The organism is Alloactinosynnema sp. L-07 (genome assembly GCF_900070365.1).
Taxonomy (GTDB): Bacteria; Actinomycetota; Actinomycetes; order Mycobacteriales; family Pseudonocardiaceae; genus Actinokineospora.
Window position 1 is genome coordinate 6,552,247 of sequence record NZ_LN850107.1, and the last position, 22,122, is coordinate 6,574,368.

The following is a 22,122-nucleotide window of genomic DNA, read 5'->3' on the forward strand; positions in this document are numbered from 1 at the left end:
CACATTAGGTCCGCGTTGGACAGTCGGAAACCGTTGTGGTGCTTACCAAATCATGACACCTGGCCAGACCTTACAGACTGCTGACGGATCGCGTCCGCGGCCGATGGGCGGCCCGCCGGTGTCCTACGGTTGATCCGTGCCTGTGCTCTCGCCGCCACGCCCCCGCCTGTCCCCGCACCGATCGGACCTTCTCGCCGCGGCGGCCGGGGCGCTGCTCTTCGCGTTCGCGCTGGGTGTCGGCTGGGCGTTCGACCTGAGGCTCGCGGGCGACGCCCACTTTCCCGGCGCACCCGCGGCCTTCGGCGAGTGGCCGATCCTCGGTGAGGTCAAGCCGCACGTCGGTCCCGGCACGCCCTTCGCCGTCCTACTGGCCTTCGGTGCGGTTGTTTGGGGTCCGGAACTGGCCGCCCGGCTGCGGTGGCGGGCCGCGTTGGGCTCGGCGTACGCGTTCTCTGTCGCGTGGACGTTCGCCCTGGCCGCGGTCGACGGCTGGGACCACGGCGTCGCGGGCAGGCTCACCACCCGCGACGAGTACCTGAGCGCGGTGCCAGGGATCACCGACATCCCCGCGATGCTGCGCACTTTCACCGATCGGATCCTCGACTTCCAACCCGACTCTTGGATCACCCACGTCGCGGGCCACCCGCCGGGCGCGACCCTGGTGTTCGTCTGGCTCGACCGTGTCGGCCTCGGCGGGACGTGGTCAGCGATCGTGTGCGTGCTGGTCGGCGCCCTGGTGGCCGTTGCGGTCCCGGTGACACTGCGGGTGCTCGGCGACCCGGCCATGGCCCGCGCGGCGCTGCCGTTCGTGGCCTTGTTCCCCGGCGCGGTGTGGCTGGGTGTCTCGGCGGACGGGCTGTTCGCCGGTGTCACGGCGGTCGGGGTGGCGCTGCTGGCGCTGGGTGCCCGTCGGCCCGCCGCGGCGGTCGCGGGCGGGGTCCTGCTGGGGTTCGGTGTGTTCCTGTCCTACGGCTTGGTGTTGATGGGCTCGATCGCCCTGGCTGTCGCGTTCGCGGCCCGGAGTTGGCGGACGCTGGGGCTCGGGGTCGTCGGCGCGCTGGCGGTGACGGCGGCCTTCGCGCTGTCCGGCTTCTGGTGGTTCGACGGCTACGGTCTCGTCGTGGAACGGTATTACCAGGGCATCGCCGGTGACCGGCCGTACGCGTACTGGGTGTGGGCGAACCTGGCCTGTCTGGTCGTGGTCATCGGGCCCGCGGCGGTGGCGGGCCTGCGCCGGTTCCGCGAGGTGCCGCCGGCGGTCCGTGCCGCGGTGCTGGCGGTGCTCATGGCGACGGTGTCCGGCCTGTCGAAGTCCGAGGTCGAGCGGATCTGGCTGCCGTTCGCGGTGTGGCTGGTGGCCGCCGCGGCGCTGCTGCCCGCGCGGTCGCACCGCTGGTGGCTCGCCGGGCAGGCCGCGACCGCGCTGCTGGTGAACCATGTACTCCTGACCAACTGGTGAGAGGCGGACCCCATGGACGAGACCGGCCGGGTGCTCGTCGTCGACGACGACCACACCGTCTCCGACGTCGTGCGCCGCTACCTCGAGCGCGACGGGCACCAGGTCTCGCTGGCCGACAACGGCGAGGACGCGCTGCGGTGGATCGCCGAGAACGAGCCCGACCTGGTGGTGCTCGACCTCATGCTGCCCGGCATCGACGGGCTGGAGGTGTGCCGCAGGCTGCGGCAGCGCAGCGCGATCCCGGTAGTCATGCTGACCGCGCTCGGCGAGGAGGAGAACCGCATCGCCGGGCTCCAACTCGGCGCCGACGACTACGTGACCAAGCCGTTCAGCCCCAAGGAACTCGCGCTGCGCGTGACCTCGGTGCTGCGCCGGTCCCGCGCCACACCCACCCCCCGCGCGGCCGACCTCGTCGACGGCGACCTCATCCTCGACGCGACCGCCCGAAAGGCCACAGTGGACGGTGCCGAACTGGCGCTGACGACGCGCGAGTTCGACCTGCTGGAGTTCCTGTTGGGGCACAAGGGTGAGGCGTTCACCCGTGAGCAGCTCCTCGACCGGGTGTGGGGATGGAACTTCGGTGACCAGTCGACGGTGACCGTCCACGTGCGACGGTTGCGGGAGAAGATCGAGAGCGTGCCCGCGAAGCCGACCAGGATCGTCACCGTGTGGGGCGTTGGCTACCGGTTCGACGGGAGCGCGTGATGGTCGATTCCGGCGAGGCGCTCGACCAGATGCTGCTGCACCTGTGGCACATCCTGCCGTACGCGCTGCTGACGGTGCTGCCCGTCGTGCTGGTCGGCGCGCTGCTGCTGCACCTGCTGCGCAACGGGTCGCTGGCGACCACGATGACCGTGCTGGTGCTCATCCCCGTCGCCGCGCTGCTGGTCGGGGTGCTGGGGATCAGCGGGTTCATGTTCACCACGACCCTGACCACGATGCTGCTCGTGTGCCTGCTGGTCAGCCTGGTCGTGGTCCCGGTCGCGGTGTTCCTCGGCCGCCGCATCGCCCGCCGGAGCGTGTGGGAGCGGGAGGCGCGCGAGCGCGAGCGTGCGGCCGAGGCGTCCCGGCGGGAGCTGGTGGCGTGGATCAGCCACGACCTGCGCACCCCGCTGGCGGGCATCCGCGCGATGGCCGAGGCCCTCGCCGACGGCGTGGTCAGCTCCCCGTCCGAGGTGTCCGGCTACGCGAACCGCATCGGCGGCGAGACCCGGCGGCTGTCCTCGATGGTGGACGACCTGTTCGAACTGTCCCGCATCACCGCGGGCGCGCTGCGGCTGACGATGTCGGCGGTCCCACTCCAGGACATCGTGAGCGACGCACTGTCGGCGCAGCTACCGGTGGCCGAACGCAAGCACGTTCGGGTACTCGCCGAGGCCAAGGCCTGGCCGGTGGTGCTCGGCAGCGATCCGGAACTGGCCAGGGTGGTGGTCAACCTGGTGTCCAACGCGATCCGGCACACACCGCCGGACGGCACGGTCGCCGTGCAGATCGCCGTCGAGGGCCCCGACGCGGTCCTGCTGGTGGACGACGCGTGTGGTGGCATCCCGGACTCGGAACTGACCAGGGTCTTCGACGTCGCGTTCCGCGGGAGCGCGGCCCGGACACCGAGCACGGAGCATGTCGGCGGCGGCCTCGGCCTGGCCATCGCCAAGGGGCTGGTGGAGGCCCACCACGGGCGGATCGACGCCCGCAACCACGGGCCGGGCTGCCGATTCGAGGTCCGCTTGCCCCTGGCCACGTAGGCGGGCGCCGTGGGTCAGGAGACGGGAGCGCGCAGGGGGTCGGAGGCGAACGCCTTGACACCGTCGGCGAACGCGACCATGGCGTGAAAACCCAGGCGGGACTTGGCCTCGGCGGGGTCGGCGACGATGTGGCGGACGTCGGCAGGCCGGGCGCCGCCCACGACGCGGGGGACCGGGCCGCCGTACGCGCGGGCCAGTTCGCGGGCCAGGTCGCCAACCGAGTGGGGTTCGCCGGAACAGATGTTGAGCGGGGTGAGCGTGCCCGGGTCGCCGGGGGTCTCGATGGCCATGGCGTTGGCGATGGCCACGTCGGTGACGTGCACGAAGTCCCGGCGCTGGGCGCCGTCTTCGAGGACCGTTGGAGCGTCACCGCGTTCCAGGGCGGATCGGAACAGGGAGGCGACTCCCGCGTACGGGGTGTCGCGAGGCATCCGGGCGCCGTAGATGTTGTGGTAGCGCAAGGCCCACACATCGCCGTCGGTCTGCCGGGCCCAGGCCGAGGCCAGGTACTCCTGCGCGGCCTTCGTCGCGGCGTAAGTGCTGCGCGGGTCCATGGGGGCGTCTTCCGGAACCAGCGCCGACCGCAGCGGTGCCGCACAGACCGGACAAACGGGCTCGAAGCGGCCCGCGTCGATGTCGCTCATCCGGCGCCGGGGCGGACGGACTGTGCCGTGGTCGGCGCAGGTGTAGCGGCCTTCGCCGTAGATGACCATCGAGGAGGCCAGGACCAGCCGCGACACCCCAGCGCGATACATCTGAGCCAACAGCACCGCCGTCCCGAAGTCGTTGTGCGACGCGTACTCGGGCGCGTCCGCCGGATCGACGCCATGGCCGACGACCGCGGCCTGGTGGCACACCACGTCGACACCACGCAAAACCTCGGCGACGACGGTCTCGTCCCGCACGTCGCCGCGGACCAGGCGGTGGTCGGTGGGCTGGTAGCCGGTGCCGTGGGCCTGGGGCAGCAGATTGTCGAGCAGGACGACCTCGTGCCCGCGCGCGCCCACCCGGTCGGCGACATGGGAGCCGACGAAACCGGCACCGCCGGTGATCAACACTCGCATGGGCTCGACGTTAGGGCCTCCCGCCCGCCCTGGCGCTGTTGGCGGCCCGCCGTCACAGAATCGTCAGAACTGGCAGGGCACGACACGCGTCACCTTCGGCGGCCTGGTCTCGACGGGACGACTACGGTTGGAGCCATGGAACGCAGCGCACAACGGCTCGGCCGGGCCCTCGTCGTGATCGTGGATGACCGCGTGGCCCACAAGGAGCACGAGGACACGGTCGGACCGCTGGTGACCGAGCTCCTCGAAGAGGCAGGCTTCATCGTCGACGGCATCGTCCCCGTCGAGGGCGAGACCGTCGCCATCCGCAACGCGCTCAACACCGCGGTCATCGGTGGCGCCGACCTCGTGGTCACCGTAGGCGGCACCGGGGTCTCCCCTCGCGACGTCACCCCCGACGCCACCCAGGGCGTGCTCGACCGCCCGATCCCCGGCATCGCTGAGGCCCTGCGCTCTTCCGGCCTCGCCGCGGGCGCCGTGGACGCGGGCGTCTCCCGCGGCCTGGTGGGCGTCTCCGGTAGCACCCTCGTGGTGAACCTCGCTGGCTCCCGCAGCGCCGTCCGCGACGGCATGGCGACCCTGTCCGCCCTGGTGCCCTACGTCATCGGCGAACTCTCGGGCCTGGACGGCAACTAACACCACCCAAGCCCCCGAAGCCGCCCACAACTGGTTGACGGGACTAGGCGCCCGAACGGTCCAAGCCGGTGGTCGCGCAGTGGCCACCCCGCCGATGCGCAGCGAGGCAGGGGTTCTTGGTCCTTCGCAGTGCCCCCTAGCACCCCGTCCTGGCCATCTTTAACATCCGGACGGCGGTGTCCAGGGTCGGCTTGCCGATCGCGCAGCGACGCCGCAGGCGCCCTTGAGGCCGTCGGCCGGATGTTAAACGCTCGGGCTAGGGGAGCGACCCGTCCTTGTACTCATGGAGTTGACCCCGCGCCGTGGACCGGAACGCGGGTAACGGCGGGGCCCCTCCGCCATCAAGGGTCTAACTCGAGTCCGACGGCCTCAAGGGCGCCTGCGGCGTCGCTGCGCGATCGGCAAGCCGACCCTTGACCCCGTCGGACTCGAGTTAGGGATGGCATGGGCGAAGGGACGGGGAAGGTCTAGCGACCTCAAAACCAAACAGCCGGGTTGAGCGTGTGTTGCTGTCGGTGGCCTTGAGAGCCTCAGCCCCCGTGGTGCGGCGGCCGGTTCTGCCGGTACCACTCGTCCCGGTCGGGATCCTCGGCTCGGCCTGGGTCTCGTTCGTCCGACGTCGTGTCCGGAAGCACGTCGCCGAAGATGCGATCTAGGTCGCGTCGGCGGGTGCGTTCGTCGTCGGTCGGCTCGCTCATCCCCCCATCATCCCTGATCCACGGTCCGGGGAGACCACCCAAGGTGGCCCCCCGAACCCACGGGACGAGATCAGCGGTTCTGCTGCTGGGCGCGCAGCAGGTCGCGGATCTCGGCCAGCAGCTCGACGTCGGTCGGTTCGGCAGGCCCTGCTTCCTCGCCGCGCTTGCGGCGTTCCTGGACGTGCTTGACCGGCAGGACGATCACGAAGTAGACGATGGCGGCCACGATGAGGAAGTTGATCGCCGCGTTGATGACCAACCCGAAGTTCATGAACGTCGACTGGTTCCCGCCGAGGATCTCGAACCCAAGGCCCTGGCCCGCATCCGACCCGCCGAGTGCGTTGATGAGCGGCTTGATCAGGCCATCGGTGAAGGCCGTGACAATTGCGGTGAACGCGACGCCGATGATGACGGCGACCGCCAGGTCGATGACGTTCCCGCGCATCAGGAAGTCCTTGAAGCCCTTCAACACGTGGGCACTCCAATCTCGGCGGGACGGCAGGGGGAGCCGTCGGAGCGGTTGCGACTATCGGAGCGTAACCGTCACCGGCCTTTCGAGTGAGATGGAAGCTACCCGTGTCGCGGAATCCCTCGGGAGGGCGATAAGAACTGAAGTTCCTCGTTCCCTTCCATACACCCGCCCGTTGGCCCGAACTGTCACCACGGTCGCGTCGTGGGCTAAGACCGAGCCGCCAGAGCCTTCCTGAGCTGCGGAAACGACGTCGACCCTGGCGCCGGGGCGGATCGCACCCACCAGGTCGGGATCTGTTAACCGGACGGCCACGACGGCTTGGGACGCATCGATCGCGGCGGGCCCGACAAGTCGCGCCTCGGTTATCGGCTCACCTTCGGCGGCGGCCAGCGCCAATATTCGGCCTGCCGCCGACGCGGGATCGGTGAATGCGGATTCGGGCCGCAATTCGGGCGGCGCCCGGACCACCCGGACGTCGGCGGCGGACAGGTCGGCGCCCGCGGTCAGGGCTCGGGCGGCGACGAGCATCGGGACCGAGTCCTCGGCTCGCGGCCTGAGCAGCAGGGCCGTCGAGAGCAGGACGAGGACGGCGGCGGCGATCCGTCGCAGGGTGAGCAGGTTCCGCATGTCGGCTCCAGGGGTCGGGATCGGTGTCGATCTCGACGTTAGGAGCGGAGCCGTCGCCTGGGCACCCGGTGCGCGTCAGCTGTGGATGGCTGACGGCATGTGGACAACTCGGGCTCAGGAGGCCTTCGCGGCGGGGGTGGCCGTCGACGTCGTGGTAGAAGTCGTGGTGGTGGTCGACGATGACGACGTCTCGGTCTTGGCGGCGGGCGCCGACTCGGTCTTCGCCGGGGTGCTCGCCGTGTCCTTGGTGCCAGAGCGGCTGTCGTTGCGGTAGAAGCCGCTGCCCTTGAACACCACGCCGACCGAGCCGTACAGCTTGCGCAGGCGACCGTCGCACTCCGGGCACTCGGACATCGCGGCGTCGGTGAACGCCTGAACCGCCTCGAAGCGGTGCTCGCATGCCGTACAGGCGTACTGGTACGTGGGCACGGTGGCTCCCTCTCGACACAACTGGCACTCGGACCGCCGGAGTGCTAACCCCAATTCTGCGACACGGCGCGTGCGGAGCGCAAACACCCTGGTCCGATCTCACATCACCGAAGAGCCACGAGCCCGCGACCAGGGGTAAGCGCCGCGGTCATCCGGACGTCATGCGATTCGGCAGGCAGCCGGTCGACGATCTCCTGGTCGCGCACCACGGCGATCAACGGCGTGTCCGGCGCGGCGATCGACAGCGACCGGTCGTAGAACCCGGCGCCGCGCCCCAGCCGCACCCCGCCGCGGTCGACCCCCAGCGCGGGCACCAGGACCGCGTCGGCGATGCGCAGCGCCGCCTGGCCAAGCAGCTCGCCGATCGGTTGCTGCAGCCCGTACGGCCCCGGCCGCAGCGAGTCCCGCCCGTAGTACCAGGCCCAGTCGAGCGGACCGGGGCCCATCACGATCGGCAGCAGGATGCGCACCCCGTGATCGGCGACGTCGTCGAGCATCTGCACCGACCCCGGCTCGGACCCGATGGGCACATACGCGCACAGGGTCTGGCCTCTGCGAAGCACGTTCCCGCTGGTCAGCAGGGCTGTCAGCTGCATCGCCTCGGCGAAGCGCACACTGGCGGGCACCCGCCGCCGCCGCTGCAGCAGCGCCGCGCGCCACTGGTCCTTGGTCCACTCGTGAGTCGCATCGAGATCACTCCCAGGCCCGGCCACACCACGAGGTTAGGCTGACTGTCCATGAGCGCGTCGACCGCATTCACCACCGCCATCGTCCCCGCCGCGGGCCTGGGCACCAGGTTCCTGCCCACCACCAAAGCCGTCCCCAAGGAATTGCTTCCTGTGGTGGACACCCCAGGCATCGAGTACGTGGCCGCCGAGGCCGCCGAGGCCGGGGCCACCCGTCTGATCATCGTCACCTCACCGGGCAAGGACGCGGTCGCGGAGTACTTCCGCCCGCAGCCCGAGTTGGAGAAGACCCTCGAGGAGCGCGGCAAGAGCGCACTGCTGGAGAAGGTCCGGCGCGCGCCCGGCTTGCTGGAGGTGGAGACCGCCATCCAGGACCAGGCGCTGGGCCTCGGCCACGCCGTCGGCTGCGCGGAGGGCAACCTGCGCGGCGACGACGAGGCGGTGGCCGTGCTGCTGCCCGACGACCTGGTTCTGCCGACCGGCGTGCTGACCAGGATGGCCGCCGTGCGCGCCCAGTTCGGCGGGTCGGTGCTATGCGCGTTCGACATCCCGCGTGAGCAGATCTCCGCCTACGGCGTGTTCGATGTGGCCGACACCGAGGACCCGGACGTCAAGCAGGTCCACGGCATGGTGGAGAAGCCCCCGGCCGACGAGGCCCCGTCGACCTTCGCGGCGGCAGGCCGATATTTGCTCGACCGGGCGATCTTCGACGCGCTCAAGCGGATCACCCCCGGCGCGGGCGGCGAACTGCAGCTGACCGACGCGATCGCGCTGCTCATCGCCGAGGACCACCCCGTGCACGTGGTCGTGCACCGCGGCGGAAGGCACGACCTGGGCAATCCTGGGGGTTTCCTGCGTGCCGCCGTGGACTTTGCCCTCGAGCACCCGGAGTATGGGCCGGACCTGCGGGAATGGCTGCGGGATCGGGTCGGCGGCGTGTAGTTGCCGCAGAATCACGGCGATAGGTGACAGGGTTACCGGATGAGGTCAGTCGACGAGCAACTCGCCAGGGCGCTGGCGGCCGCGGTCCGGCCCGCCCCCGTGCGGGTCGCCATCTCCGAGGCGCAGGGCCTGCTCTGCGCCGAGGAGGTCGTGGCCGAGCGGGCGCTGCCCGGATTCGACCAGGCCGCGGTCGACGGCTACGCGGTGCGCAGTGTCGACACCCAGACGGCGGGCGACGAACCGGTCCAACTGCCCGTCGTCGGGGAGATCCCGGCGGGCTCACGGCAGCCGCGCAGACTCCAGCCCGGCCAGGCCGTGCGCATCGCCACCGGAGCCCCGCTGCCCACCCTGGCCGACGCCGTGCTGCCCACCGGCTTCACCGACGGCCACCACGCCAGGGTCACCGTGCATCAGCCGGTCCCTTCGGCCGCGTACGTCCGCCGCACCGGCGAGGACGTCCAGACCGGTGACGTCGCGGTGCGCCGCGGCGCGGTCATCGGCCCGGCCCAGGTCGGCCTGCTGGCCGCGGTGGGCCGGTCGAAGGTGCTGGTCTACCCGCGTCCGCGCGTCTCGATCATCTCCGTCGGCGACGAACTGGTCGACATCGACCGCACGCCCGGCCAGGGCCAGGTCTACGACGTCAACTCCTACGCCCTGGCCGCGGCGGCGCGGGACGCGGGTGCCGAGGTCAACCGGGTCGGGATCGTCGAGAGCGACGCCAAGCGGCTGCGCGAGGTGGTGGAGAGCAGGCTGCTGCTCTCCGAGATCGTGGTGATCGCGGGCGGCGTCGGCGGCGAGTTGGCCGCCGAGGTCCGCTCCGCCATCAGCGAGTTGGGCGATGTCGACCTGACCAGGGTCGCCATGCATCCCGGGTCCGTGCAGGGGTTCGGCAGGCTCGGGCCGGACGCCGTGCCCACGTTCCTGCTGCCCGGCAACCCGATGAGCGCCCTGGTCGTGTTCGAGGTGATGGTCCGCCCGCTCATCCGCGCCGCCCAGGGCAAGCGCAACCCGCACCGCCGCGTGGTCACCGCGCGCTTGCTCTCGCCGATCACCTCGACCAAGGACCGGCGCGGCTTCCTGCGCGGCCAGCTGCTGCGCGACGAGGCGAACGGGGAGTACCTGGTGCAGCCGCTGGGGCTGTCCGGGTCGCACCTGCTGGCCTCGTTGGCCGAGGCCAACTGTCTGGTCCTGGTGGCCGAGGATGTCACCGAGGTGGCGGTGGGCGAGCAGGTGCAGGTCAGCTTCCTCGCCCAGCGTGGCTGAGCCCCTGGGCCGCCACCCCGGCTGGCCCGCCCGACTCGGCCCGCTGCGGGTCCCCGCGGGCGTGGTCGAGGTCCGTGGGCCGCGGCTGTGGGACGGCTCGGCGTGGAGCCAGATCCGCCGCCGCGACCAGCGCCACCTGGAGAACTGGGAACCGTCGGTGCCGGGCACCTGGGCCGACCGCAACGCGGGCCTGGCCTGGCCCGGCCAGTGGTCGGCCCTGCGCGCGCTGGCCCGGCGCGGGATGGCGCTGCCGTTCGTGATCACCGTCGACGGCAGGCTCGCCGGGCAGATCACCGTGGGCAATGTGATCCGCGGGTCGCTGTGTTCGGCGTGGGTCGGCTACTGGGTGGCCAGCCACGCCGTCGGCGGCGGTGTCGCGACCGCCGCGGTGGCCCTCGTCGTCGATCACTGCTTCGCTTCGGCCGGGCTGCACCGGATCGAGGCCACGGTGCGCCCGGAGAACGCCGCGAGCCTGCGCGTGCTGGCCAAACTCGGCTTCCGCGAGGAGGGGCTGTTCCGCCGCTACCTCGACGTCGCGGGCGACTGGCGTGATCACCTGGTCTTCGCACTGACCACAGAGGACATTCCGAACGGCCTGGTGGCGGGCCTGATCGCGCGCGGTTCGGCGACTTCGCCGTAAGAGCGTGCGACGTTCACGCCGAATTAGTTTGATCATCCCCGTTACGGGGGAAGGTCCACAAGCGAAGTAGCCAAACGGGTGAACATAGTCGGCGCGCCTCCGTCATGGGTGTGACTGTTGTGACTAACGTGGCGAAGTGTCGGAGTGAGCAAGGGGGAGGTGCCGGGACATGCCGAGCTCGTTGATCGTGGTCGCGCTCGTAGTGGCATGGCTCGTCGTCCTCGTCCCGATGGTCGTGCGCAAGCGGCAGGAGATCGCCCGCACGGCGGACTCCGCGCTCGCGGCCAGGGTCGTGCGCAGCGGCGTGAGCCACGACCTCGACGACTCCGACGAAGCCCACGACCACGATGAGGCCGAGGACACCCGAGAGGACTTCGCGATGAGCGACGCCGACGAGGTGGACACCGAGCTCGACGAGCTCGACGCCGACGAACTCGACGCCCCCCAGCCCGCGCGCCGCTACCGCCCCGGCCGCGGCGGCTACGACCCCGAGGCCGCCGCCCGCTCCGCCCGCGCGAAGTACGGCTTCCGCCAGCGCGTCGTGCTGCTGATGATCGTCCTGGCGATCATCAGCGCCGTCACCGCGCTGGCCGTCACCGCCACGATGTGGTGGGCCCACGGCGCAATCGACGTCGCCCTCGTCGGCTACCTGACCTACCTGCGCCGCCAGGTGCGCATCGAGGAGGAGATCCGCCAGCGCCGGTACGCCCGGATGACGGCGGTCCACCGCTCCCACGCGCGCCCGATCGAGGACGAGTACGAGGACGAGTACGACGAGGAACCGCCCTTCCGCCAGTACGCCCGCGTCACCCACCCCGGCGCGGTCGTCATCGACATCGACGACGAGGACCCGTGGTTCGACCACCTCGGCCACCCCGACGACTTGCCGTACCGTCGGGCGGTCGGGGAGTGACCCCCTTGTCCAAGGTGGTCCGCAGCGCCTGATACGCTCTGCGCGCACCATTACGGGGCTGTAGCGCAGTTGGTAGCGCGTCTCGTTCGCATCGAGAAGGTCCGGGGTTCGATTCCCCGCAGCTCCACGGCAGACGGCCTGTGTTCGCGGAAGCGCGAACACAGGCCGTCTGGTTTGTTCGCCGCAGTGAACGCCACTCCGGGTCTGTTATCATTCACGTTGAATGAGAACGGAGTGGTCATGCCTCGTGTGAAGACGCCTGTCCCGCCAGTGTTGGCGCAGCGCGCGGCTGCGCTTCGTGCCCGCCGCGAACTCGATGAGGTCGAGGAGATGCGGTTCGTCATGGAGGCCGTGGCTCACGGACTCTCGCAGGACGACATCGCCGAAGTCATCGGCGCGTCCCAGGCCACAATCTCGAGGATCGTCAAGCGGATCGCCCAAGATCCAAGGGTTACGCGGCCGTCGGTGAAAGAGATCGTCAACCGTGCCACGGTCAAAGAGATCACCCGGTCGAAGATGGTTCAAGAGTTGCGCACACTGAAGATCGGCTACGTCAAGAAGCCTGACTCAGAGTGGATGAACCTGCGAGGTGCCCTACACCGGGGCCTGTTGTCGAAAGCAGAGGTAGAGGTCGTCGCCGAAGACGCTGCCCGCAAGATCGTGGCTCGCGTGACGCACTCGATGGATCTGGAGGCCCAGCACGTTCCGCAGTCGGCTGTTGACGAGATGGTTCGAGAGACGACGGCCAAGCTGGTTGCGGATCTTGGGTGAGCTACGGGACTCATTGCAGGGCGACACAAGGACGCGAGCGCGAGCCGTCGGGCTGTCGGCCCCTGGGTCCGAGTTCCAATGACACCGAAACCAGATCTGTTCGACCCGCTCAACCAGCCGTATGGCGCGACACCGGTCGACGAAGAGTCGCGTGAGCAACTTCGGTCGGTGCACCACGGCATCGAGACGCTCGCTGAGTTGAACGCGCTGGAAGCCGCGAACATTGCTCGGGGATTGCTATGGCTGCGCCTGGAGTCGCCTTCCACGGCCGATCTGCTTGATCAATACACGCTGCGAGACGTGCACCGTCGCATGTTTGGCGATGTGTGGACCTGGGCGGGTGCGATTCGGGCTCGGGAAATGACCATTGGAATCGCACCGGACCAGATCCAGGAGCAGTGGAAGATGATCCTCGATGACACCAAGTGGCACGTGGAGAATCGTACGTGGAGCCCGGCGGAGACAGTTCTGCGGGCGCATCACCGCACTGTGCAGATCCACCCGTTCGTCAACGGCAACGGCAGGCATGCGCGGCTCATCGCCGACGAACTCGCGGATTCGCTCGGGCTCGGGCCCGACGCGTTCTCCTGGGGACGTCAGCTTGATGCGAACACCGGTGACATGCGGCGCGAGTACCTGTCCGCCCTGCGCAGGATGGATGAGAACCGTGACGACACCAGGTCGCTCATCGAGTTCGCCATTGATCCGATCGTCGTCGACGAGTGGAGTGACTGAACCAGAACGCTGTCCGCATGTCGGCAGCAACATCACATCGCCATGGGCCGAGCAGTCGCCCGTCGTCATTTCTGGGGGCGCCGCCCCCCCCAGACCCCCACGGTGCGGTGTCGCTTGACCCAGCCGTGCCCGGTTGGAGTAAGCGGTAGCAAGGTCCACTCTGGACGACCCGTGTTCGCGGAAAGCGCGAACCGGGTCGTTCCGCGTTTCTTCTGGGGCCGAGCCCCAGGCCCCACGGCGCGTCATGTCTCGACCCAGGTGGCCCATTTGGCCCGGTTCGTTTGCCATTTGGAGATGAGCAAGCGATCGTCTCGGCACCCGGCGCGGCGTGTGGGATCTACGCTCGGGGGATGCACATCGATGTCGGTGGGCTGAGCATCGCCTACGAACGTGCGGGTAGTGGGCCGATCGTGGCGCTCGCTCACGGGTTTGTCGGCGATGCCCGCTCGACTTGGGGCGCGCAGATCGAGGCTTTGGCCGACGAGTTCACTGTGATCGCGTGGGAGGCGCCCGGAGCCGGGGGGTCGGCGGATCCCCCGGACGACTTCGGCATGGACGGGTATGCCGACTGCTTCGCGGGGTTCCTTCGGGCCATAGGAGTCGAGCAGGCCCACCTTGTTGGGCTCTCCTTTGGCGGAGCTTTGGTGCTTGCCGCCTTCCACCGGCACCCTGGCCTTGCGTCGTCGCTCACGCTTGTGAGCGGGTACGCGGGCTGGGTGGGCTCACTTGGCGTGGACGAGGCGGATCAGCGGCTGGCGCGGTCGTTGGCGGCATCGCGGATCGGACCTGATGAGTTTGTCGCCGCGATGGCGCCGTCGATGTTCTCGGCCGCGGCCGGTGGTGACCTCGTGGCGGGCTTCCTTGACAGTGTCCGGGATTTCCGCCCGTGCGGCTTTCGGGCGATGGCGCGCGCGAGCTACGAGGATCAGTGGCATGTGCTGGCGGAGGTGGACGTACCGACGCTTCTGCTTTATGCCGACCACGATGTCAGAGCGCCCGCCTCAATTGGCGAGGCGATGCATCGGCTGGTGCCCGCGTCGGAATTCGTTGTACTCACCGGGCCCGGCCACGTCAGCGCGGTGGAGGCCCCGGACGATGTATCCCGCGAACTGCGCCGTTTTCTGCGCTCAGTGTCACGCCACTAGGTTCACCGCGTTGCTCCGCAGCGGCATTGGATGACGTTGACAGCGGCAGAAGAAGACCTCACGTCAGGGCGGCGAGCTGTTTGATACCTCAACGGTGCTCCCCACGGACGAGTGAAGCGGTCGTCGAGTGGCATGAACGCACGGCATCGAACGGCTGTGTGACTACGAGATCCGGCCCGGGCCGGAGGAGGCATGGCCCTGGCGCGGCTGGAGACCGCGTAGTGCCGTTTCGACCACCTGGTCGGCGTACTCGGGAGTAAGGGGCCCGGTGCGTTGCAGCCACCGGTTGAGGACGGGGCCGAACAGCAGGTCGACAGCCACGTCCAGGTCGATGTCCTCGGCCAGTTGCCCCACCCGCTGGGCAGCGCGAAGGCGCTGTTTCTTCAGCTCCCGCATAGGTTTGTCCAGCCGGTCCAAGTAGTCGGCGGCCAAAGCGCGGTCGTGGACTATCTCGGTCAGCAGGGCGCGCATGGGCAGGTCGTAGCGCGGTTGGTTCAGTTCGGCGATCGTGGCCCGCAGGACGAGCGTCAGATCGGCGGCCAGGTCGCCGGTGTCGGGAAGGGCCGCGGCCTCGCCCTCGCCTGCGAGGGTGAGGAAGGCGTCGAAGAGTAGGGCGCCCTTTGACGGCCACCAGCGGTAGATCGTCTGCTTCCCGACGCCCGCGGCGGCGGCGATGCCCTCGATGCTGAGCTTCGCGTAGCCCACCTCGCCGACTAGGTCGAGCGCTGCGGCGAGGATCGCCCGTCGTGACGTCTCGCTGCGACGGCTGGCGTCGGGGGCGACTTTCTGGGGCACGAGTCCACTTTAGCAAGAGACGAGACGATCCGTCTTGACAGCTGACGTCGATTGCGGCAAACTCATGCCAACAAGACGAGACGGTCCGTCTCGTTATCTGAAGGGAACTATATGGAAACCTCAGGCAGTCGAGTCTGGTTCGTCACCGGCGCCAGCCGTGGGCTGGGCCGCGCCTTCACCGAGGCCGCGCTGGCCGCTGGTGATCGGGTTGTCGGTGCCGCCCGCGATGTCTCGCCCCTTGACGACGTCGCTGCCCGGCACCCGGGTCGTCTCCTGACGCTGCCGCTGGACGTCACCGACCGTTCGGCGGTGTTCGACGCGGTCGAGCAGGCGGTCGCGCGTTTCGACAGGCTCGACATCGTTGTGAACAACGCCGGGGCGCTGTTCGCCGGGATGGTGGAGGAGTTCACCGAAGCCGAGGCCCGCGCGCAGCTGGACGTCAACTTCTTCGGCGCGCTGTGGATCAGCCAAGCCGTCCTGCCGCGGTTGCGGGCCCAGGGCGGCGGGCACATCGTGCAGATCTCGAGCATCGCGGCGCTCGGTGGATTCCCCAGCACGGGGCTGTACAGCGCGAGCAAGTTCGCGTTGGAGGGCATGAGCGAGGCGCTGGCCGCCGAGGCCGCCGGGTTCGGTGTCAAGGTCACGATCGTCCAGCCGGGCGGCTACTGGACCGACCTCTATACCAGCACCACGGCGACCACCCCGAACCCCGACTACGACGAGCTGCGCGCGGAACTGGAGAAGCAGTGGGCGGAGGGCTCGATCGACAGCGAGCCGCGTCTGGCCGCCGAAGCGGTCATGGCGCTGGCCAACAGCGACAACCCTCCGCCCCGGCTCCTGCTGGGCAGCATGGTCTACGACCTCGCCTTCGACGTCTCCCGGCGGCGCATGGACACCTGGGCCGAGTGGGAAGACGTGAGCCGCGCCGCGGAGAAGGCGGTCCCAGCCCCGAACTGATACAGCCGAAGTTCAGGACGCGGGCTGCTCCGGAGCCAGCGAGTTGCCCGCCGGGATCCGCCCGCAGCTGGACGGAGCCGCCTTGCCCGCGAACCGGTCGTTGAGCCAGGCCAGCGCGACCGGGTACCACGGGACGGTCGCGCCGAAGTGGCTGAGCGCGTCGTACTGGTGATACTTGATCGAGTTGTTGCCGGTGGCACAGTACTGCCTGGCCAATGCCCGCACGTCGCCCGCGACCATTACGCCGTCGCCGGTTCCGATGCCTCGGGGGCTGCCGAACGTGCCCTCCAGGACGCCGAAGTTGCCTTGGGCTATGAAGGCCGGGACGGTTGGTGTGGGCGCCGAGCCGATGTTGACCTTGTTCACCGCTTCGACGAACGGCAGCACCGAGTTCGGGTTGGCGTACTCCGGCTTCACGAGCTTCTGCCAGGTCAGCCCGGGATAGCGACCCAGCACGTCGACGATCGAGGCGTGCTTGAGCTTCTCCAGCACTTCCAGGCCGTAGGCGCTCGCGTACGGCTTGAGGTCGATGTCGTACGACCGGCTGACCCCGATGAGCGCCATCGGGATGACGCCGGACCACACGAGGCTGCCGGCGACGTACTTGAGGTTGTGCGAGGGCTTGACAAGCATGCCGCCCTCGGCGAACCCGACGAGGTTCTTGTTGACGTCCGGCGCGTAACTCGGCGCGAGCGAGGCCGCCCAGCCGGTCGCGATGGCGCCGCCGGAGTAGCCGAAGAGGCCGACCTTGGTGGCGGAGTTCATGCCCGTTTCCGGTGACCGGGTCGCGGCCCGGATCGAGTCCAGGGTGTTGGTGCCGTACTCGGGCCCGGCGCCGAAGTTCGCGGTCTGGCCCTCGGTGTCCGGGATGACCAGGTTGTAACCCTGCAACAGGGCCGGTACCAGGAACAGCGACTCGGCGTTCGCGGCGAGGCCGCCCAGGCTGACGTCGCCCGCGATCGCGCGGGAGGGGCCGTGCTCGGGATTGAGCGAGTCGTAGAACGACTGGTAGGACAGCGCCTTGCCGCTGTCCCCGGTCAGGCTGCGCACCACCGAGGTGACGTTGGCGGACGGGCGGCCCTGCGCGTCGGTTGTGCGATAGAGCAACTGGATCGCCCGCACCGGCGTGGGGAGGCCGACGAAGTGGTAGGTGAGTTTCCGCGTCTTCAGCACGGTCCCAGGGGCGAACGACGACAGCGGTTTGCTGCCGGTGTAGGCGTAGAACGAGTCGGCCGCGGTGGCCTGGGCGGCGGGCGCGGTGGCGAGGACCGACGCGGCGACGACCACGGCGGCTAGGGCGCGAATGCCGGTTCTGTACATGGCTCCCCAAGGGATCGTGAGGTGGGTCACGGGCTCATCGGGGGCAAGTTACCAGCAAGTAACCATCGGTGTACAGACTTGTTCATGGACGCACCCCCGGGTGTCTCCCGGCGTCTTTCGTGTGCATTGACGAAAATGTCGCGTGTGGACTGTCATGGGTGGTGAAACGGACACGGTGATGTGGGAACCGTTACTGGATAACGTGTTTCGCGCTATTGCGCTGGGGGTGCGTGATCGGGATCCTGGCGCTCTCCCCGTATCGCTTTCCGAACCTGGAGTCGTCCGTGCGCCGTCCTAGTTTGTTCGCCACCACCTCCGGTCTCGCCGGAGCCGTCGCGGTCGCCGCGTTGAGTGTGTCGCCCGCCGCCGCCGCGGGTCCGCAGACCGGCAGCGCGTTCGCCGTGTCCGTTCAGGCCACGGTGCTCAACGCCGTGGGAGTCGACGTCCCCGCGTTGCCCAAGGCGACTTATCCGGCCGGGCAGGACAAATCGGTGGTGAAGATTGATCTTCCGACGAACCTCCCCGGCCACGCCAAGCTGCTCAATGCCTCGTCCGAGGTGAAGGGCGGTGTGTTGACCAGTGCGGCAAGCATCGCCGATGTGGATCTGCTGGGGCTGGTCAAGGCGAAGATCGTCACGGCGACCTGTGTGTCCGACGGCAAGACCGTCACCGGCGAGTCGCACCTGGCCGACGTGTGGGTCGCGGGCAAGCGGATCGATGTGGCCGTGACGGGGAAGATCGCCGTCTCCGACCTGGTCACGGTGTGGGTCAACGAGAAGGTCCGCACCGGCGACACGCTGACGGTGAACGCGCTGCGGGTCAGTGTCGGGGGTGCGATCGCCAACGTGAGCAAGGCCGACGTGATCCTGGCGCAGGCCAGGTGCGCGGGACCCAGTGCCAAAGCCCCCGGTGGCGGTTCGGGCACGACCCCCGCGACGCCGACGACAGTGCCCGATGGCGGGGTCACGACTCCGGGTTCGCCGTCGTCCTCGGTTCGCCCGCCCGCGACCACCACGTCGGCCGCGACGACCACGAGCACGGGTGTCCCCGTTGGGTCGAGCGACGGCGGCGATCTGGCCGAGACCGGCGTGAGCGCGGTGCTGCCGCTGTCGCTGGCGGGCGGCGCCCTGATGTCGGCGGGGGCCTTCGCCCTGTGGTGGGTGCGGCGCGCGCGTTCGGCCTGAACTAGTGGTGTGTCCACGAACGTTGCCAGGCTCTCGACGGCCCAGCTTCCCGCTGGCCGCACCGCCGAAACGCCCAAGTACACCCAGTACGAGCGGCATTCCGGCGGCACGCCCACCGGAAACCTGGATCCGCCGACAGCCCGACAACGTTCATGGACACACCACTAGCCGATGAGCTGGCTGTCGTGATCGGCCGCCAGCTCCTCGGCCAGGATGCGGTCCACCCGCCGAGCGGCGTCGCGCAGCGACTTGATCACGTGCGCGGCCAGGAGCGCGGTGGCGCAGGTGGCCGCGCCTGCCCACGCGGCGACGGGCGTGTGGATCAGCAGGGCGGGCACGCCCGTGGCGGTGACGATGGTCGCCGTCGGTAGTAGGTGCGCGGGCAGGCGGAACGGTGCCATCACCGTCCGGCGGGGGTGGGTCGCCATGGGTCGGTTCCTTGCCAGGGCTGGGGAAGTAGGCCCTTCTCGGGTGAGCTAGGCAGAACTGACGCGTCATCCGGAGTGTCGGATTTGGGTATTCCTTTCGTTACGCAAAGTCAATTGAATGATGAACGTTCACTCGGATGGGGCATGGGTAGCCCAGTGGAAGATCGCAACCCGCCCGGGTAAGCCTGGTCGATCGGCCCTTCAGTCGCTCTAGACAGAACCTTGAGCCCGCCCCCCGACGCTTCTCCCGACGCAAGGGACGACGTGGGAGGGTGCTCGATGTCAGGCATCGTGGGCTGGATCGACTTCTCCAGGGATCTGTCGGTCGCACAGCCGATCCTGAGGAGTTTGGCCGGGACGCTGGCGCAGCGCGGACCCGACGGGGAGACGGTCTGGGTCTCGCAGCGGGCCGCGATCGGCTACCGCGCCCTGGACACGCAGGGGGCGGCCAAGCCGTTCGTCAGCGTGGCCGGTGGCGAGCCGGTGGTGACCAGCGTGACCGGGATCCCCGGCAACCTGGCCGAGCTGCGGGCGAAGCTCGCCGCCGAGGGGCGCGCGGTCGACCCGGCCGCCTCGGTCGCCGAGGTGGTCAACCGGGCCTACCTGCAGTGGCGCGGGGAGTTCGTGCCGTGGCTGACCGGCTCCTTCGCGATCGCCATCTGGGACGGGCGCACCGAAGAGGTGTTCTTCGCCCGCGACCGGCTTGGCGGCTCGCCGCTGTTCTACACCCAGACGCCGACCGGCATCGTCTTCGCCTCCGAGCGCAAGACGCTGCTGGCCCACCCCGAGGTCAAGGCCGAACTCGACGCGGCCGGGCTGCGTGAGGTCATCTCCCACGCGCTGATGCCCGGTCCGCTGTTCGTGGGCTTCAACGCCATCCAGCCGTCGGAGATCGCGCGGTTCAGCCGTCAGGGCTGGTCCCGGCAGACCTACTGGAAGCTGGAGACCAAGCCGCACACCGACGACCTCGACACCACGATCGCCAAGATCCGCTCGATGCTGGAGGACAGCGTCGCGCAGGCCCTGCCGACCGACCCGTCGGTCCTGTTCGCCACGCTCTCCGGCGGCATGGACTCCAGCGCCGTCGCTGGGCTGGCCGCCGCTGAGCTGCGCAAGCGCGACCAGGGCAAGCTGCGGACCTACACCGTCGACTTCGTCAACAGCGACTTCGAGTCCGACGTCATGCGTGACACGAAGGACGCGCCGTTCGCCGAGATCGTGGCCGACCACATCGACGCCGACTACAACCTGATCAGCATCAACGCCACCGACCTGCTCGACCCGGTGGTGCGCCAGGGAATGCTGCGCGCCAAGGACTACCCGACGCGCATCTACGACATGGAAGCCTCGCAGCACCTGTTCATCCAGCACCTCGCGGCCAAGGGCGGCAAGGTCGTCTTCGGCGGCGGCGCGGGTGACCAGATCTTCCGCGGCGCGCGGTGGTCCAACGACAAGGGCCTGATCGCTTCGGGCACCTTCCCATGGATCGCGATGGCGCAGCGGTTCGGCGCCACCAACGGCTTCGGCACCGGCCTGCTCAACCAGGACACCCTGGCCACGCTGGACTTCCCGACCTACTACGCCGACCTCTATGCCGACTCGATCGCCCAGGTCGAGTACCTACCCGAGGAGAACGACTGGGACCGCCAGGTCCGCCGGGTCGCCTACCTCGTGCTGATGCTCTTCCGCCTCGACGCGGGCGTGTTCTCCTCGGCCGGGCTGCACTCGTCCTCGCCGCTGAACTACTTCCCGCTGATCGAGTACGCCTACAACATCCCCAACGAGATGCACGCCCACGGCGGCATCGAGAAGGGCCTGCTGCGGGCCGCGGTCGCCGACCTGCTGCCCGAACAGGTGCTCCAGCGCAAGCAGAGCGCCACACCGGTCAGCAAGGATCCGAACTACGCCGCGCGGCTGCAGCAGGAGTTCAAGGCCACGCTGGCGGACCCGCACTCGCGGGTGCACTCCCTGATCGACATGGACAAGGCCAACGAACTCGCGAGCAACGGCGCTCGGATGGCCGAAGACCGACTTGCCCGGGCCGACGTGGAGCTGACCCTTCAGCTCGACACCTGGCTCGACCTCTACAAGGTCCGTCTGACCCTCTGATCAATTCCGACGCCGTTGTTCACCAGTGCCTTAGGGGGCAGCATGATTTGCGACAACATCCTCGACACCGTCGGGCGCACGCCGCTGGTCCGCCTCGGCAGGCTGAGCATGGGCAACGGCTCCGAGGTCCTCGTGAAGCTGGAGGGGGCCAACCCCGGCGGCAGTGTCAAGGACCGCGCGGCCCTGTCCATGATCACCGCGGCCGAGCGGTCCGGGCAGCTCAAGCCAGGCGGCACGATCATCGAGTCGACCTCGGGCAACCTGGGCAAGGCGCTGGCGTTCATCGGCGCGGCCAAGGGCTACCGGGTCATCCTGGTCACCGACCCGAAGGCAGCGGGCTCGATGCTGGACTTCGTCGCCGCGTTCGGCACCGAGGTCCATGTCGTGCGCACGCCCGACGAACTGGGCTACCAGCGGCCGCGCCTGGCCAAGGTCGCCGAATTGCTGGAGCAGAACCCCGGCGCGTTCTGGCCCGACCAGTACAACAACCCGGGCAACCCGGGCATCCACGCCGAGCAGACCGCCTATGAGCTGCTCGACGAGCTGCCCGCGTTCGACGCGCTGGTGTGCGCGGTCGGCACCGGCGGCCACATCTCGGGGCTGGCGGCCACGCTCAAGCACAAGCTGCCGGACATCACCGTCGTCGGCGCGGACGTGGTCGGCTCGGCCGCGTTCGGCTTCCCCTACAAGGGCTGGGAGATGCGCGGCCTCGGCATCGCGTGGACCCCGGGCAACCTGCACCAGCACCTGGTCGACCTGGTCCACCCGATCACCGACCCGGAGGGCTTCGCCACCACCCGGCTGCTGGCCCGCCAGGAGGGCCTGCTGGTCGGCGAGTCCACCGGTGCCGCGGTGTTCAGCGCGCTGGCCTACGCCAACGCGCACCCGGGCAGCACGATCGTCGCGGTGAGCCCGGACTCGGGTGCGAACTACCTCGGCGAGTCCTTCGACGACATCTGGCTCACCGAACGCGGTGTGCTGCAGGGCATCGAGGCCCAGGGTCTCGACTCGCTCGACGGCCTGCTCGCCGGTGCGCGCAGCCCGCGCAACGACTTCATCCAGCTCGACCGCGTTCAGCCCCAACTGGTCTGAGAGGACCCTCCC

The 22,122-nt window shown here is 69.3% G+C and carries 24 protein-coding genes and 1 tRNA gene; 16 read left to right on the plus strand and 9 right to left on the minus strand.

The window, feature by feature from the left end:
• The first annotated feature begins 136 nt into the window (after window positions 1-136).
• Genes BN1701_RS29920 through BN1701_RS29930 form a run of 3 tightly spaced genes read left to right on the plus strand, consistent with a single transcriptional unit; the run spans window position 137 to window position 3,204 of the window.
• A complete protein-coding gene (locus BN1701_RS29920) occupies window positions 137-1,459 on the plus strand; it encodes a hypothetical protein (RefSeq protein ID WP_054054361.1) in 1,323 nt (440 codons plus the stop codon).
• 12 nt (window positions 1,460-1,471) lie between these two features.
• Complete coding sequence (locus BN1701_RS29925; protein ID WP_054054363.1) at window positions 1,472-2,164, plus strand: response regulator transcription factor; 693 nt, start codon at window positions 1,472-1,474, stop codon at window positions 2,162-2,164.
• The gene (locus BN1701_RS29930; RefSeq protein ID WP_054054365.1) at window positions 2,164-3,204 is read left to right on the plus strand and encodes a sensor histidine kinase KdpD; all 1,041 of its coding nucleotides are present in this window, start codon (window positions 2,164-2,166) and stop codon (window positions 3,202-3,204) included. The genes BN1701_RS29925 and BN1701_RS29930 overlap by 1 nt, the downstream gene beginning before the upstream one ends.
• 14 nt (window positions 3,205-3,218) lie before the next feature.
• On the opposite strand, the gene BN1701_RS29935 is transcribed toward BN1701_RS29930, so the two are convergent.
• Window positions 3,219-4,268: an NAD(P)-dependent oxidoreductase gene (locus BN1701_RS29935; RefSeq protein WP_054054368.1), complete on the minus strand. Its 1,050-nt coding sequence runs from the start codon at window positions 4,266-4,268 to the stop codon at window positions 3,219-3,221.
• A 135-nt stretch (window positions 4,269-4,403) separates the two neighbouring features.
• Between BN1701_RS29935 and BN1701_RS29940 the strand changes: the two genes are divergently transcribed.
• Window positions 4,404-4,904, plus strand: coding sequence for a molybdenum cofactor biosynthesis protein B (locus BN1701_RS29940; protein ID WP_054054370.1), 501 nt, complete (start codon window positions 4,404-4,406; stop codon window positions 4,902-4,904).
• A gap of 530 nt (window positions 4,905-5,434) precedes the next feature.
• Here the strand turns inward: BN1701_RS29940 and BN1701_RS36615 are convergent.
• The 5 genes from BN1701_RS36615 to BN1701_RS29960 all read right to left on the minus strand — a co-directional run bounded on the left by BN1701_RS36615 (window position 5,435) and on the right by BN1701_RS29960 (window position 7,843).
• Window positions 5,435-5,602: a hypothetical protein gene (locus BN1701_RS36615; protein WP_172803345.1), complete on the minus strand. Its 168-nt coding sequence runs from the start codon at window positions 5,600-5,602 to the stop codon at window positions 5,435-5,437.
• A gap of 70 nt (window positions 5,603-5,672) precedes the next feature.
• Entirely contained in the window at window positions 5,673-6,074 is a 402-nt protein-coding gene (gene mscL, locus BN1701_RS29945; protein WP_054054372.1) for a large-conductance mechanosensitive channel protein MscL, read from the minus strand.
• Window positions 6,075-6,128: 54 nt separating this feature from the next.
• Window positions 6,129-6,701, minus strand: coding sequence for an SAF domain-containing protein (locus BN1701_RS29950; protein ID WP_054054375.1), 573 nt, complete (start codon window positions 6,699-6,701; stop codon window positions 6,129-6,131).
• Window positions 6,702-6,815: 114 nt separating this feature from the next.
• Complete coding sequence (locus BN1701_RS29955) at window positions 6,816-7,130, minus strand: FmdB family zinc ribbon protein (protein ID WP_054054377.1); 315 nt, start codon at window positions 7,128-7,130, stop codon at window positions 6,816-6,818.
• A gap of 104 nt (window positions 7,131-7,234) precedes the next feature.
• Window positions 7,235-7,843: a 5-formyltetrahydrofolate cyclo-ligase gene (locus BN1701_RS29960; RefSeq protein ID WP_054054379.1), complete on the minus strand. Its 609-nt coding sequence runs from the start codon at window positions 7,841-7,843 to the stop codon at window positions 7,235-7,237.
• Between the two features lie 24 nt (window positions 7,844-7,867).
• Here BN1701_RS29960 and BN1701_RS29965 point away from each other — a divergent pair, with 24 nt between their 5' ends.
• From BN1701_RS29965 to BN1701_RS30000, 8 genes are all read left to right on the plus strand, one after another.
• A complete protein-coding gene (locus BN1701_RS29965) occupies window positions 7,868-8,758 on the plus strand; it encodes a UTP--glucose-1-phosphate uridylyltransferase (protein ID WP_054054382.1) in 891 nt (296 codons plus the stop codon).
• A gap of 39 nt (window positions 8,759-8,797) precedes the next feature.
• Window positions 8,798-10,021 (plus strand): gephyrin-like molybdotransferase Glp, encoded by a 1,224-nt coding sequence (gene glp, locus BN1701_RS29970; RefSeq protein WP_054054384.1) that lies wholly within the window; start codon window positions 8,798-8,800, stop codon window positions 10,019-10,021.
• Window positions 10,014-10,661 carry a GNAT family N-acetyltransferase gene (locus BN1701_RS29975; protein ID WP_369800650.1) on the plus strand — a complete coding sequence of 216 codons (648 nt, stop codon included), beginning with the start codon at window positions 10,014-10,016 and terminating at the stop codon, window positions 10,659-10,661. Before glp ends, BN1701_RS29975 begins: the two co-directional genes overlap by 8 nt.
• Window positions 10,662-10,830: 169 nt before the next feature.
• Window positions 10,831-11,574 (plus strand): gephyrin-like molybdotransferase receptor GlpR, encoded by a 744-nt coding sequence (gene glpR / locus BN1701_RS29980; protein ID WP_054054388.1) that lies wholly within the window; start codon window positions 10,831-10,833, stop codon window positions 11,572-11,574.
• Between the two features lie 54 nt (window positions 11,575-11,628).
• Window positions 11,629-11,701 (plus strand) — tRNA-Ala (locus BN1701_RS29985).
• 113 nt (window positions 11,702-11,814) lie between these two features.
• A complete protein-coding gene (locus BN1701_RS29990) occupies window positions 11,815-12,345 on the plus strand; it encodes a hypothetical protein (protein ID WP_157368289.1) in 531 nt (176 codons plus the stop codon).
• Window positions 12,346-12,423: 78 nt separating this feature from the next.
• Window positions 12,424-13,080 carry a mobile mystery protein B gene (locus tag BN1701_RS29995; protein WP_054054390.1) on the plus strand — a complete coding sequence of 219 codons (657 nt, stop codon included), beginning with the start codon at window positions 12,424-12,426 and terminating at the stop codon, window positions 13,078-13,080.
• A 350-nt stretch (window positions 13,081-13,430) separates the two neighbouring features.
• Entirely contained in the window at window positions 13,431-14,225 is a 795-nt protein-coding gene (locus BN1701_RS30000) for an alpha/beta fold hydrolase (protein ID WP_054054391.1), read from the plus strand.
• A gap of 162 nt (window positions 14,226-14,387) precedes the next feature.
• Here BN1701_RS30000 and BN1701_RS30005 read toward each other — a convergent pair whose 3' ends face one another.
• Window positions 14,388-15,020 (minus strand): TetR/AcrR family transcriptional regulator, encoded by a 633-nt coding sequence (locus BN1701_RS30005; RefSeq protein ID WP_054054392.1) that lies wholly within the window; start codon window positions 15,018-15,020, stop codon window positions 14,388-14,390.
• Between the two features lie 111 nt (window positions 15,021-15,131).
• On the opposite strand from BN1701_RS30005, the gene BN1701_RS30010 reads away from it, so the two are divergent.
• A complete protein-coding gene (locus tag BN1701_RS30010) occupies window positions 15,132-15,977 on the plus strand; it encodes an SDR family oxidoreductase (protein WP_054054394.1) in 846 nt (281 codons plus the stop codon).
• A 12-nt stretch (window positions 15,978-15,989) separates the two neighbouring features.
• Here the strand turns inward: BN1701_RS30010 and BN1701_RS30015 are convergent, their stop codons facing one another.
• On the minus strand, window positions 15,990-17,297 hold the full coding sequence (locus BN1701_RS30015) for a lipase family protein (RefSeq protein ID WP_054054395.1): 1,308 nt from the start codon (window positions 17,295-17,297) through the stop codon (window positions 15,990-15,992).
• A 230-nt stretch (window positions 17,298-17,527) separates the two neighbouring features.
• On the opposite strand from BN1701_RS30015, the gene BN1701_RS30020 reads away from it, so the two are divergent.
• A complete protein-coding gene (locus tag BN1701_RS30020) occupies window positions 17,528-18,481 on the plus strand; it encodes a choice-of-anchor P family protein (RefSeq protein WP_054054398.1) in 954 nt (317 codons plus the stop codon).
• 164 nt (window positions 18,482-18,645) lie between these two features.
• Here the strand turns inward: BN1701_RS30020 and BN1701_RS30025 are convergent, their stop codons facing one another.
• Window positions 18,646-18,909, minus strand: a complete 264-nt coding sequence (locus tag BN1701_RS30025) for a hypothetical protein (RefSeq protein WP_054054400.1) — start codon at window positions 18,907-18,909, stop codon at window positions 18,646-18,648.
• A 279-nt stretch (window positions 18,910-19,188) separates the two neighbouring features.
• Between BN1701_RS30025 and BN1701_RS30030 the strand changes: the two genes are divergently transcribed.
• Entirely contained in the window at window positions 19,189-21,018 is a 1,830-nt protein-coding gene (locus BN1701_RS30030) for an asparagine synthetase B (RefSeq protein ID WP_054054402.1), read from the plus strand.
• Window positions 21,019-21,060: 42 nt separating this feature from the next.
• The gene (locus BN1701_RS30035) at window positions 21,061-22,110 is read left to right on the plus strand and encodes a PLP-dependent cysteine synthase family protein (protein ID WP_054054403.1); all 1,050 of its coding nucleotides are present in this window, start codon (window positions 21,061-21,063) and stop codon (window positions 22,108-22,110) included.
• Window positions 22,111-22,122: the final 12 nt, after the last annotated feature.